This window comes from Acinetobacter sp. P1(2025), assembly GCF_051390655.1.
GTDB classification, from domain to species: Bacteria; Pseudomonadota; Gammaproteobacteria; order Pseudomonadales; family Moraxellaceae; genus Acinetobacter; species Acinetobacter junii.
The window spans coordinates 1-13,464 of sequence record NZ_JBPKBJ010000086.1; the positions used below are offsets into that span (position 1 = coordinate 1).

At 37.6% G+C, this 13,464-nt stretch carries 9 protein-coding genes and 2 pseudogenes; 7 read left to right on the plus strand and 4 right to left on the minus strand.

The genetic code is table 11. The features are described 5' to 3' along the window. Positions 1-113: 113 nt before the first annotated feature. The 6 genes and pseudogenes from ACSC97_RS15820 to ACSC97_RS15845 form a co-directional block, all read left to right on the plus strand. Positions 114-608: pseudogene (locus tag ACSC97_RS15820) on the plus strand (TolC family protein); the annotation flags it as partial. Next, positions 605-2,746, plus strand: a complete 2,142-nt coding sequence (locus ACSC97_RS15825) for a type I secretion system permease/ATPase (protein ID WP_005402946.1) — start codon at positions 605-607, stop codon at positions 2,744-2,746. The pseudogene ACSC97_RS15820 and the gene ACSC97_RS15825, both read left to right, overlap by 4 nt. Further along, positions 2,743-3,930 carry an HlyD family type I secretion periplasmic adaptor subunit gene (locus ACSC97_RS15830; protein ID WP_436661883.1) on the plus strand — a complete coding sequence of 396 codons (1,188 nt, stop codon included), beginning with the start codon at positions 2,743-2,745 and terminating at the stop codon, positions 3,928-3,930. Before ACSC97_RS15825 ends, ACSC97_RS15830 begins: the two co-directional genes overlap by 4 nt. Before the next feature lie 93 nt (positions 3,931-4,023). Next, positions 4,024-4,626, plus strand: coding sequence for an IMPACT family protein (locus tag ACSC97_RS15835; protein WP_436661885.1), 603 nt, complete (start codon positions 4,024-4,026; stop codon positions 4,624-4,626). Continuing rightward, entirely contained in the window at positions 4,616-5,230 is a 615-nt protein-coding gene (locus ACSC97_RS15840) for an acyltransferase (RefSeq protein WP_378222080.1), read from the plus strand. The genes ACSC97_RS15835 and ACSC97_RS15840 overlap by 11 nt, the downstream gene beginning before the upstream one ends. A gap of 119 nt (positions 5,231-5,349) precedes the next feature. Continuing rightward, a complete protein-coding gene (locus ACSC97_RS15845) occupies positions 5,350-6,192 on the plus strand; it encodes a universal stress protein (protein WP_004913328.1) in 843 nt (280 codons plus the stop codon). Positions 6,193-6,311: 119 nt separating this feature from the next. Here the strand turns inward: ACSC97_RS15845 and ACSC97_RS15850 are convergent, their stop codons facing one another. From ACSC97_RS15850 to mutS, 4 genes are all read right to left on the minus strand, one after another. Beyond that, the gene (locus ACSC97_RS15850; protein WP_004959635.1) at positions 6,312-6,980 is read right to left on the minus strand and encodes an O-methyltransferase; all 669 of its coding nucleotides are present in this window, start codon (positions 6,978-6,980) and stop codon (positions 6,312-6,314) included. Between the two features lie 136 nt (positions 6,981-7,116). Then, the gene (locus tag ACSC97_RS15855; RefSeq protein WP_004953171.1) at positions 7,117-7,824 is read right to left on the minus strand and encodes a D-Ala-D-Ala carboxypeptidase family metallohydrolase; all 708 of its coding nucleotides are present in this window, start codon (positions 7,822-7,824) and stop codon (positions 7,117-7,119) included. Positions 7,825-7,952: 128 nt separating this feature from the next. After that, on the minus strand, positions 7,953-8,282 hold the full coding sequence (gene fdxA / locus ACSC97_RS15860) for a ferredoxin FdxA (RefSeq protein ID WP_004639922.1): 330 nt from the start codon (positions 8,280-8,282) through the stop codon (positions 7,953-7,955). A 265-nt stretch (positions 8,283-8,547) separates the two neighbouring features. After that, the gene (mutS, locus tag ACSC97_RS15865) at positions 8,548-11,205 is read right to left on the minus strand and encodes a DNA mismatch repair protein MutS (RefSeq protein WP_436661889.1); all 2,658 of its coding nucleotides are present in this window, start codon (positions 11,203-11,205) and stop codon (positions 8,548-8,550) included. A 575-nt stretch (positions 11,206-11,780) separates the two neighbouring features. Between mutS and ACSC97_RS15870 the strand changes: the two are divergent. Next, positions 11,781-13,352 (plus strand): annotated as a pseudogene (locus ACSC97_RS15870) (TonB-dependent receptor family protein); the annotation flags it as partial. Between the last annotated feature and the right edge of the window lie 112 nt (positions 13,353-13,464).

Here is a 13,464-nt window from a genome sequence, read left to right on the forward strand (position 1 = left end):
CAATTTATTTGAAAGGAAACTTTTAAGTTCACTCTTTGTGCCTGATAAAAAATGGCGAAAACAAGAAGAACCTCAATTGAGGTTCTTCTTGTGATATTTGTGGGACAGCAGTGGAGTTGACACAAGCGATCAATGGAAGAAATCCAAATAATGATAAAGAGGGTGGATTTGATAGTGCAATAATGTTGGAGGCAACGAGCCAATTTTATCAAGGTGGAGCAACTTCTTCACAGATTCGAGCAGCAAGTTTTGCTGAGGAAGCTGCTAAAGCTCAAGTAAATGCAGTCTATCTACAAGTTTTGGATCAAATTCGTAATAGTCGAGAACAGATTGAGAACAAACAAAGACAGATGCAAGTCTTAATGAGTCGACAAGCGACTACGGTGAGAACCAAGGAATTGTATCAAGAACAATATAAGTTAGGGACACGTTCACTTGTAGATTTATTGAATGCTGAGCAGGCAATTCATGGTGCAAATTCAGAATTAGAAACAGCACGTTATGATATTTACAGTAACATTGCTCAGTACATCGCAACGACAGGACGTTCACGTCAAGCCTATGGCTTAAATAATATTTCCATTCAGGGGTTTGAAGTTCAGCCATGATGACAAAAATAAACTATCAGCCGTGGTTACAAGCGGTATTAACAATTGCTAAGCATTATCGAATAGAGCCCTCGGAAGAGCGTGTTCGTTTACAATTAGATTGGAATCAGAATCAAAATTTAGATGAAATTTTATTGTTAATGAGCCGACAGGTTGGTTTGAACCTTTGTAAAGTGTCATTTACAGAGGAAATGATCAACCCTTGGCGTTTGCCGATTTTAGTTGAATTCAAGGATGGGCAAGTTGGTGTTGTCGATAAAGCTGACTCAGAAGGAAATGTCAGTGTTCAACTCAGTGGTGATCAAGGCTTATCACAAAAGTTTTCAATAAGTTCACTTAAGCAAGATATAAAAACAGTCTATATCTTACGCCCTGAAAAATCGGTCCCAGACGCTCGTATTGATGAATACATCAAGCCGTATGAAACGAGCTGGTTTTGGTCAATCGTTCTTCAAGATTGGAAGCGATATATAGATATTATGTTTGCCTCGTTAATGGCAAACATTTTGGCATTAGCTACGATTATTTTCTCTATGCAGGTTTATGACCGCGTTGTGCCATCACAATCGATCCCGACGCTTTGGGTGCTTGCGGGTGGAGTGCTGATCGCAGCCATTTTTGAGTTTGTACTTCGTGTTGCTCGTGTTTACCTATCCGATATTATTGGAAAGCGTGCAGATTTAAGAATATCAGACCGTGTTTTTGGTCATGCACTACGAATTAAAAACAGTGAACGTTCTAAATCGACGGGTACTTTTATTTCACAAATTCGTGAGTTAGAAGGTGTTCGTGATTTAGTTACATCGACAACAATGGGTGCGATAGCTGATTTACCATTTTTCTTCCTGTTTCTGATTATCTTTGCGATTATCGGTGGGAATCTCTTTTGGGTAATGTTGCTTGTTGTTCCTTTAATGATTTTGCCTGGTATTTTGGTACAAAAGAAATTAGCTGAGTTAGCTCAAGAAGGCATGCGCGAGTCATCTATTCGAAATGCGATCCTTGTCGAAGCGGTACAAGGTATTGAAGATATTAAGTTATTACGAGCAGAATCTAGATTCCAAAACCAATGGAATCATATGAATGAGGTGTCTGCGGATATCAGTATGCAACAACGTAAGATTGTTGGTGTATTAACTGCTTGGACACAAAAAATTCAAGGTTTAACCTATGCCGCTGTTGTATTAGTTGGATGTTTTGCCGTGATGGAAGGCGAGATGACAACGGGTGCTTTGGTTGCGTGTTCGATCCTTTCCTCACGAATGCTTGCCCCTATTTCACAAATCACAGGGATTTTAGGACGTTTACAGCAAGCTAAGGTTGCGAAGAAAAGTCTTGATGAATTAATGCAGAAACCTGTTGATCAACCTGATCAAGCGCATCTGGTTCATAAAGAAGTGTTAAATGGGGACTATGAACTTAAAAATGTTATGTTCCAATACACAGAAGAAGATTCTCGTCCAATTCTTGCACTTCGTCATTTGAAAATTAAAGCTGGTGAAAAGATTGCGATTTTAGGTCGTAACGGTGCAGGTAAATCAACATTATTACAATTATTGGCTGGTATGCAATCACCATCAAATGGTTCTGTGCATTTGGATGGACTCGATATTAGCTTAATCGATCCTGCTGATGTGCGCCGTGATATGGCGTTGTTGAATCAGAATGCACATTTATTCTACGGAACAATTCGTGAGAATTTGACCTTAGGTGCGCCTTTAGCAAAAGATGATGACATTTTAAAAGCTTTAAAAGTGACAGGTGCTTTAGGCTTTGTGCAAGAGAAAAAAGAGGGCTTAGATCATTTAGTTTTAGAAGGTGGTGTAGGCTTCTCAGGCGGGCAAAAGCAAGCATTGCTGTTAGCACGATTACTGATTCGCCAACCTAACATTTTATTACTCGATGAACCGACTGCTGCGATTGATGATATTGCCGAAAAACAACTAATTGATCACTTAAAAGGCTGGTTAGGACACAGAACATTAGTCGTCGCAACACATAGACGAGCTGTGCTTGAGTTGGTTGATCGTATCATCGTGATGAACGAAGGTAAGGTTGTAATGGATGGACCAAGAGATCAAGTTCTAAATCAATCAGCAGGTCAACAAAAACAAATTAAACAAGGGGAAGATTCATGAGCGAACAACAAGCTAACAACCGTTCCATGAATGTATCCTACAAAGAGCCAGCTTTACCACGTTCAAGTCTTGTGATTTGGATTGTATGTATTGGTTTAGCGATTTTTTTGACTTGGGCTTGGTTATTTAATCTAGAAGAAGTTTCTACAGGAACGGGTAAGGTCATCCCTTCATCTAAAGAGCAAACTATTCAATCTTTAGAAGGTGGTATTCTTACGAAGTTAAATGTGCAAGAGGGTGATATTGTTCAAAAAGGTGAAATCCTTGCGCAACTTGATCAAACACGATTCGCATCTAATGTCGGTGAATCAAAATCACTTTTAACTTCTGCTCAAGCGACTGCTGCGCGATTACGTGCTGAAGTTAATGGAACTCCTTTAGCATTTCCTGCAGAAGTACTCAAAGAACCTAAATTAGTCAAAGAAGAGACCGCTCTTTATTATTCTAGACGTGAAAATTTAGAACAATCATTAGCTGGTTACCAACAAGCTTTACAATTAGTTCAACAAGAATTGATGATGACTGAACCACTTGTTGCGAAAGGTGCTGCAAGTGAAGTAGAAGTACTTAGACTCAAGCGTGAAGCCAATGATCTTAGAAATAAGATGAATGACACACGTAATCAATACTATGTAAAAGCCCGAGAAGAGTTATCGAAGGCAAATACTGATATTGAAACGCAACAACAAGTTGTGATGGGACGCAGTGATAGTTTACAACGTGCAATCTTTAAAGCACCTGTGCGTGGTGTGATTAAAGAAATTGATGTAACAACTCTTGGTGGTGTTATTCCGCAAAACGGTAAATTGATGACGATTGTTCCTTTAGAAGACAAACTGTTAATTGAAGCACGTATTTCTCCAAGAGATGTTGCTTTCATTCGACCTGGTCAAGAGGCATTAGTGAAAATCACTGCATACGACTATTCGATCTACGGTGGTTTGACTGGAAAAGTAACAGTAATTTCTCCTGATACGATTCGAGATGAAGTTAAACAAGACCAATTTTACTATCGTGTTTATATCCGCACTGACTCTGACAAGTTATTCAATAAAGCAGGTCAGGCGTTTGGTATCACACCAGGTATGGTAGCGACAGTTGATATCCGCACTGGTGAAAAAACAGTTATGGATTATCTACTTAAACCATTTAATAAGGCCAAAGAAGCTTTGCGTGAAAGATAAGCAAGCTAAACTCAAAAAACCTCGCAATTGCGAGGTTTTTTATTTGAACCTTAAGACGTTATACTTTGTTTTTAAATTTGCATTGATGTTTTTATGCCTTTTACCATTGCTCAAACCGTTACCTTTGAAGAAGAAATTAAAAAAAGTCGCTTTCAGGCGATTGCGAGTGTTGTAGAAAATGAGCAACAAGTAAAAAAGTTTTTAGAAGAGACAAAAGACATCTCGACGACACACCAATGCTGGGCATGGAAAATAGGTCATCATGTACGGTTCAATGATGATGGCGAACCTTCAGGTACAGCAGGTCGCCCGATATTAGCAACGATAGAGGGGAATGACTTAACCAATGTTATTGTATTGGTGAATCGTTGGTATGGCGGAGTAAAACTAGGCACTGGTGGTTTAGTCAGGGCGTATGGTGGGTGTTCAGGTCAGTGTCTGCTACTCGCTGAAAAAATAGAATTAATTGAGAAAAAGAAGATTACTTTTAGTTGTGCATTTAATGAATGGGCTATTATTCAATATGAATTACTACAACAGCAAATAGAGTTTCTAGAAAACTATACTGAAACGGGTGTTAGTATTCAGGCACAAGTGCAAATACACCAGATTGAACCGTTAAAGCTCAAGCTTCAAGATATAACGCGTGGTCGCGAGCAGCTTAAACTTATTGAGGATCAAACAGATGATGCATGATCCACTATTAAAATATCGTGAACAGCATAAACATCGATTGAACTATATGCCATGGTTATATTGGTCTTTAAAACCCAAACATAGAGAATGGGCGGAAGAATGGCAAAAAGAATATCAGAACTATTTAATGGAAATGGAAACAGTTGAAATTGGCAACAATTGTTTTATTTCACCTTTAGCACATATCTTTGCTGAGCGAGGACGTAAAATTACTATCGGCGATAATACTTTTATTGCTGGCGATTGTACTTTACATGGACCGTTAGAAATCGGTTCTGAAGTCGCGATCAACCACCATTGTATTCTTGATGGAGGTCGCGCAGGTATTAAGTTGCATGATCAAGTTAGAATTGCAGCATATAGTCATCTGTATGCTTTTGACCATGGTATGGATTTAGATCGGCCCATCTATCAGCAAGCAGTTCGCTCACAAGGCATAGAAATTGGACGTGATGTTTGGTTAGGAGCACATGTTGGAATTAAGGATGGGATTAAAGTTGGTGATCATGCGGTTATTGGTATGAATAGTATGATTACTAAAGATGTTGAGCCACATGCAATTATGGCTGGAAACCCTGCAAAATTGATTCGTTATCGGAAATAAGAATTAACTAGAAAACTCTCAAGAGATTCTATACATAAATTTAACCAACCTGCTATCTATCTGTGTTAAGTTAAAAATAAGTAGAAGACCTAAGGTATTGAACCTAAAGAGAGGCGATTATGAACCGCGTTATTGCATGTATCGATTCCTCACCCTGTATCGATGCGGTGGCGGAGGCTGCAGTTTGGGTTGCCAAGCAAACTCAAAGAGAATTAGTCCTTTTACAAATCCTAGATTACTATCCCGCCAGTTACCATTTAGGTGAAATTAGTGGCGTAATCGGTTTTGAAAGTAATGCCATGTTACTTAAAGAATTGGCTGAGTTAGAACAAAAGCAAAGCGAATTAGCCTTGGATTATAGTAATAATTTACTGAAACATATCTCTGAATTAATTGAAAAAAATTACGGTTTGACTAGCACCAAAATTCAAGAAAAAGGTGATTTTCTTGAACAGAGTTTTAATATTCTTAAAGAAAATGATGTGGTAATCATCGGGCGAGTCGGGGAACGCGCTGCTGAAAAAAATAAACCAATTGGAAGTAATGTTGAAAACTTTATTCGTGGGGCGAATTGCACGGTAATTACCGTAGGGGAGCATTTTTCACCACCAAAACGTTTTATTTTTGCTTATGAATACTCTCCGACTTGTCAAAAGATGATGGAGAGAATTGCTCAAAGTGATTTATTGAAAAAACTGCAATGCCATTTACTGTATGTTGGTGATCATCCAGAGATGCTGACTGAACCTGAGAAATATCTTAAAAGTGCTGGTTTAGATGTAATACCAATATATCGTTATGGCGATGTAGCACAAAATATTTTGGAATATCAACGCGAACATGATATTCAACTGATTGTATTAGGTGCATTTAGTCACAGTAAGATTCATCAGTTTTTCTTGGGTAGCATCACAACCACGATATTTAGAAATGCAAATGTACCGCTGCTTGTTGCTAAGTAGTTCATTTTATTCCATATAGTTATCCGCAATTCCTGTGGATAACTATATGGAAAAGCAACCTTAATATACTTAATTTATTGATATTTATAATTAAAAAATAAAAGTTTATTTTTTAACCTCTATTTGACGATTGCAATTGCAAAGCCGTCATGTCCTTTCGATCCAACAGTTTGTAGAGCAGTACACGATAAAAGTTGAGGATGATTCTGGAGCGCAGTAAAAGCTTGACGGATACCTTCAATACTTGGCTTTTTATTATTTGAATCTAAGATATCACCAGAGCGAATAACATTGTCTAGCACAATGATAGTGCCTGAGCGTGCCAATTTTAAACTGAGTTCAAAATATTCTGGATAACTTTGTTTGTCTGCATCAATAAAAATGAAATCAAATGGTTCACTATTTTCATTAATTAATTGATTCATGATATCAACGCCACGGCCTTTTTTAAGCTCAATTTGGGTCGGCATATTGGCATAATCAATATTTTCTTGGGCAAGGATCACGTGTGTATCCCGTCCTTCCACAGTAAGCAAATATCCATCAGCAGGCAGTGCTTTCGCCAACCAAATTGTACTATAAGCAGCAAATGTACCGAGTTCGAGCACGCGCTTGCATTGATTCATTTGAATCAACATTTGTAAAAACATGCCTTGGTTAGGTGCAACAGCTAGATGATTAGAAAAACCCTGCTGGTCAGTGTTATCTAATGCATGTTGAAGTCTCTCGTCTGTGGGAATGAGATGTGAATTAATATATTCATCAATGTCTGTCCACAACTGTTGCATGGTTGTATTTACCTATAAATTTGATAGCTGCATTTTAAACATTTATCTTCGAAGTGCAATTTGAATGCTGAAGGAATCATGAGTGCTGAAAGTAAAAAGAGATCAAAAGACCTCATTTTTACTCGAGTTTTGCAATTTAGAAGTTACAAAGAGATGTATTACGAGTCAAATCAGGACCCCAAGTGCGATAACCTTGAGTATCCAAATGAATTTGACCTGAACTATATAATCCAATACCGAGATCTAGGCTTTGACCATGCTGAATCCAAAATTGGCATAACTTGAATTTTGTTTGTTCTATATATGCATAATCTTGGGGTTGAGGGTATTCAGGTCCAATACGAAAATCAATTGCGGAATTAAATAAGTGCTTTGATGAGCTTGCACCACCTGCACACTGATTCAGTGGTAGATCACGATAAACTGAGGTAACTTCGAAATCAGTAAGAATTTTTGCAGCGATTAAATATTTGAATACTCGTAATGTTGAAAGTGAGTTATTCCATAATTCACGATTTGGAACCATGTATTCTGAACGTCCGCACTTTTGCCAGTCTCTTGCTGTTTTCAGCAATTCAAAACTAGGAATAATATGTGCGACATTATTGCGCATTAAGAAATGTTCATATTCGCGTACACGTGCGTAGTTTTCTCCCTGACCTAACCACTGACGATAAGATGCAGGTTCTGTTTTTGTAGGGATTGGACGATTAAAAGTTACTTGTTCTTCAGGAATATATATTCTTTTGCTTGGACTAACTTTCTTTGGAGACGTGGCACAACCAACCATCATCACAGGGATGACAAATAATGAAAACAGACCCTGTAATTTATTTCGCATCATAAAAAAGCAATTCACATTTAGTATAGTGCCTATTTTAATGCAAAATAGGGGGCTAAAAATGGCACAATTGCAAAGAAATGTGTGATTCAGGTATAAAAAAAGACCAGTAAAACTGGCCTTTTTGAAAATTACTTTTCTAAATACTGAAGCTTGTTTGGTTTGCCGTTCCATTCCTCACGATCAGCAGGTTGTTCACCGATTTGAGTAATGTTATTGCCAGCCCATTTTTCAGATAATTCAGCATTTAATTCAATAAACACTTCTTGACCTTCAGGTAACTCATCTTCAGAGAAAATTGCATTTGCAGGGCATTCTGGTTCGCAAAGTGCACAGTCGATACATTCGTCAGGATTGATGACTAAGAAGTTAGGACCTTCATAGAAACAATCTACAGGACAAACTTCAACACAATCTTGATACTTACATTTGATACAATTTTCTGTGACAACAAAGGTCATGGCGGCAGCTACCTAAAAAATATGGTTTTCATTTTCAATAACGTATTTTAGGCAAAAAATGCAGATAGAAACAATTCCTTTTATTGATATTTATTATTCGTATCAATGAAAAGGGCTGATTTATATGAGTTTTGTTGATAATAACTCTCAATAACCTGAATCTATTTGCACTTCATCCTACGATAAAAGACGCATTTTCAAACTTAATTAGAAATTAAAATTTGCTAGGTTCTAACTTTGATATAGTAGATAACCTAGCATAGGGTTAATTTTCAATAGTATCTGAGCTTTTAGATAAAGCTTTGAGTTGATAAAGGTGTTCCAAAGCTTGGCGTGGGGTAAGGTCATCTAAGTCCAGTTGCTTTAACAGATCTAAAGCAGGTGATTGCATTTTTACTTCAATTACTTTTTCAATAACTTTAGTTTCTATTTCATGTTCAACTGTACTAAACAGATCATTTTGCACAGAATTTTGCAAATGCTGATGTTGCTGTTTTTCCAGTATTTTCAAACGTTTTTGTGCATCTTTGATCACATTAGCAGGGATACCAGCCAATTTTGCGACTTGTAAACCATGACTTTGACTTGCAGGTCCATGCTGTACTTTATGCAATAGGATTAAATTACCATTTAACTCTTGCGCGGTGACGTGATAGTTGTCAATTCCAGCTTCGCTACCCAATTCTGTTAATTCAAAATAATGTGTTGCAAAAAGACATAAACACTTAATACGTTTAGTTAAATCGAGTACACATGCCCATGCTAGAGATAAGCCATCATATGTACTGGTTCCACGTCCGACTTCATCCATCAATACTAAAGACTGACTTGTTGCATGATGTAGAATTTGTGAAGTTTCAGTCATCTCAACCATGAATGTTGATTTGCCTGTAGACAGGTCATCAGCTGAGCCAATACGAGTGAATATGCGATCTATAGAACCGAGTTTTGCTGATTTCGCTGGGACAAAACAACCACAATAAGCGAGCAAGCTAATTAAAGCTGTTTGTCTCATAAACGTGGATTTACCACCCATATTGGGACCAGTGATGATCGCCATACGATGTTGATGATCAAGGAATGTATCATTTGGAGTGAATGGAGCTTTGTTTAAAGACTCAACCACTGGATGTCGACCCGCCTGAATCTTGATACAAGTTTCTGGTGTATATTCAGGTCTTGCCCAATTATTTAATCTTGCCTGATGTGCAAAATTCGCTAAAACATCGATATGAGCAATTGCAGCACTCATCATCTGTAATTGAGCAATATTTTGGCGTAATTCATCCAATAAAGATTCAAACAGTAGTTTTTCACGAGCGAGCGCACGAGATTCGCTCGAAAGCACTTTATCTTCAAAGCTTTTAAGTTCAGGTGTGATATATCTTTCAGCATTTTTAAGTGTCTGACGACGAATATAATCGGCAGGGGCTTGCTCAGCTTGAGCTCGTGTTAATTCGATATAGTATCCGCTGACACGATTGTAGCCAATTTTCAGCGTATTGATGCCAGTTCGCTGACGCTCTTTGATTTCTAAATCTATTAAAAATTGACCCGCATGATCACGTATTTTGCGTAATTCATCCAATTCATCATCATATCCCTCTGCAATTACATTTCCATCGCGTAAAAGTACAGGAGGGTTTTCAACAATTGCTGCAATAAGATGTTGGTGTAGACTTTTGAAATCACCAAGTTGCTGATCAAGCTCAATTAATAGTTTGGATTTTTCAATGTTGAGTACAGGCGCTAAAGCATGTCTTAAAAAAGGAATTTGAGCACAGGCTTGGCGAAGTTGAACTAAATCACGTGGTCGGGCACTACCTAAAGCTATTCGACTGAGTACACGCTCAATATCGCCGATTTCTTTCAAAACTAAGCGAACAGGTGATTCGTGATAACCTTTCAATAATTGCTCAATTGCATCCAAACGAGCATCGAGTATTGCTGTATCTCGAATGGGCTGCATGAGTGTGCGACTCAGTAAGCGACCACCCATCGCAGTTTGACAATCATTGATTAATTGGAATAAAGATGTTCCATGCTCAAATAACGGTTCGATGATTTCAAGGTTACGACGTGTAATTGGGTCTAAAGCAATGAAATCTGTACTCTGTTCGATCTGTATAGAACGGATGTGAGGTAGGGCTGTTTTTTGTGTTTCTTTAGCATAATGAATAAGCGCAGCCGCAGCCGCCTTTGCCAGAGGAATTGGATCTAACCCAAAGCCTGATAAGGTGGAGACAGCAAACTGGTCACACAACGTCTTTTGAGCATTATTTTGATTAAAATCTACATTCGGTCTTTTGGTAATTGGACAATCTAAATTTTTCTTAATATGTTCGATGATGTTTTGATCGACTAAATCCTCATCAATCAAGATTTCACTTGGCATCAAACGAGCAAGTTCTATTGGTAATTGTTCAGGTTTATATGTTTGTTGTTGAACTTTAAAAATACCTGCACTCAAATCAAGTAATGCAAAACCAATTTGATTTTGTTGTATACACAGAGCAACTAAATTTGAGGATTGATAACTTGATAAAAGCGCATCATCAGTTAAGGTACCAGGTGTTAAAACTCGGACTACTTTACGTTCTACAGGTCCCTTACCCGTAACTTCACCAACTTGTTCACAAATTGCAACGGTACGACCTGACTTTACTAAACGTGCTAAATATCCTTCAGCTGAATGGTAGGGAACACCTGCCATTGGAATTGGTTCACCATTTGTTTTACCACGATGGGTTAGTGTGATACCAAGTAATTTTGCAGCTAAATGGGCATCCTCAAAAAAGAGTTCGTAAAAGTCACCCATACGATAGAACAAAAGCGCATGTGGATACTCCATTTTGACTTTTAGGTATTGCTGCATCATCGGCGTGTGAGATGAGAGATCAGCCATAACTGAGTCACTGTTCATGCGTTATAAGTCCTTAAATTGAAAATATATTACTAAATAAAGTTTTACCATTACTGTCTAAAATTGATCGAAATCAAGAAATCTTAACTTTCGATATCAAAATCACTAAATTACAAAATACAGTTTTGGTGTAAACCCTTTTTCGACAGCCATCTTAACAAATTGAGCTTGATTGACAAAAAGGATTCCTAAAATGAATGAGGAAATTAGCAACAAAAGAGTAAGTTAGTTTTTTTATTTTATTTGTTACTCCTAAGCCTTCATTGAGGAAGGTAGGGTTTTATTTAATGATTTAAGTGCTAAGTCTCATGTTTGCACGCAGAATTTACAGAAGAACTAAAAAGGTATCTTAACTCAGAATAGACGAAATTTGTCTAGGAGAGTGGTGGCAGTCCAAAGAATAGACGAAATTTGTCTAGGAGAGTGGTGGCAGTCCAACCTGATAGCAACAAAATACCACTCAAATTAAAACATTAACTGATAATTGTTTTTATTTGTATTATAATTGCGCAGTTTTTTAAGGTTATTTTAAGTTTAATCTGAATTTCAATCTGATGATTGATTATAGGGGTCACATGGAAAAGTATTTATTTATTAAAAATCAAATTGTTATGAGTGGTTTGCTGTTTGGTGGTTTTGCACCAATGCTTTATGCTGCTACTGAACAAACTCAACAAGTTGTTGTATTACCTACGATTCAAGTGATTGGCTCACAAGAAGATTCAATTTCAAAAATTCCAGGTGCAGCGGTAATTGTAAGCCAAGAGCAAATTCAACAATTCACTCCAAGCTCTACTGAAGAAATTTTAAAACGCGTATCAGGTGTGTATGTTAAACCTGAAGAGGAGTCTGCAATTGTTGCCAATATTGGTATGCGAGGAATTAGTTCGGCTGATTACAAAACACTTATTTTAGAAGATGGTGTACCTGTAGCGGCTGGCTTATTTGTTGGAAATGGTCGTTATTATAATCCTCGTATTCAACGTATGGATAGCATTGAAGTTCTTAAGGGATCTTCTGCGTTGCGTTATGGACCTATGAATATTGGTGGTGTAGTAAATTATCGTACTAAACAACCTAAAGATGGTGCTCTTGTTGATCTATCAATTGGATCTTGGGATACCTATAAGACAACTGTTGAATTGGGTGGCAGTTCTCCAACGAAAGATAGCAATGTTGGAGCGATTTTAAGTTGGGCGAAAAGTGACGGTTTCATGGATAAAAGCTATGAAATGAAAGATGCCGTTATCAAAGCAGGTACAGCCATTGGTGATAATCAATGGGTTGGCGTTAAATTTACTCATTATGAAAATGATGCCAATATTTCATATCGTGGTCAGTTCTTGGGTGAGTATCATGCTAAGAAAAAGAATAATCCTGCACCTGATGACTGGTTCTTAACAGAGCGTAATTCTTTTGATATCAATCATCGTTGGGATATTAATCCAGATACTGAACTTCAAACATTGCTGTATTGGAGTGAAATGAATCGTGATTACTGGCGCTATGGCGTGAATGCTACAGCTTCACAAGCTGCAGGTCGTTGGATTTATACTGATAATGTAAGTGGCAATAATCGTGCTTTTGAACGTATTGGAGCGGAAACTCGTCTGATTGCAAAAAATACTATTTTTAATATTCCTAGTGAAGCTGAGATTGGCTTGCGCTTGATGAATGAGAAAATGGATGACGTTACGATTAATGCAACTCGAGCTACACCACGCACAGGTACAACAGCAAAAGATACTAAAGATTCTGCGAAGAGTGTTGCTTTGTATGCTCAAAACCGTTTCGATATTTCAGATCAATTATCCGTAACGCCTGGTGTCCGTGTTGAACGCTATGAACAGCAACGTGATGACAAACAAAAAAATGAAACAGTTAAAACTTCAAATACCGAAGTAATGCCCGGATTAGGTGTTACCTACCAATTCATTCCAGCTGTTCAGCTTTACGCTAGTGTCTACAAGGCATTCTCACCTGCACTAAATGGTGACTCACTCAGTGGAATGAAAGATCAAAAACTAGATGCAGAAACTGCGGTAAGTTGGGAGTTGGGTTTAAGAGGTCAGCAAGATGCAGTTCGTTACGAGTTAACTGCTTTCCGTATGGACTTTGACAATCAAATTATTCCAGCTAACAGTAATGATGTGGTTCCGTTAATTAGACCACTCAATCTAGTTTTATAAGTGATAAATCCGCTCTAAATATTTAAATTATGCTGCCATTACTTTTGAGAAATGTCGATCATAAAATTCA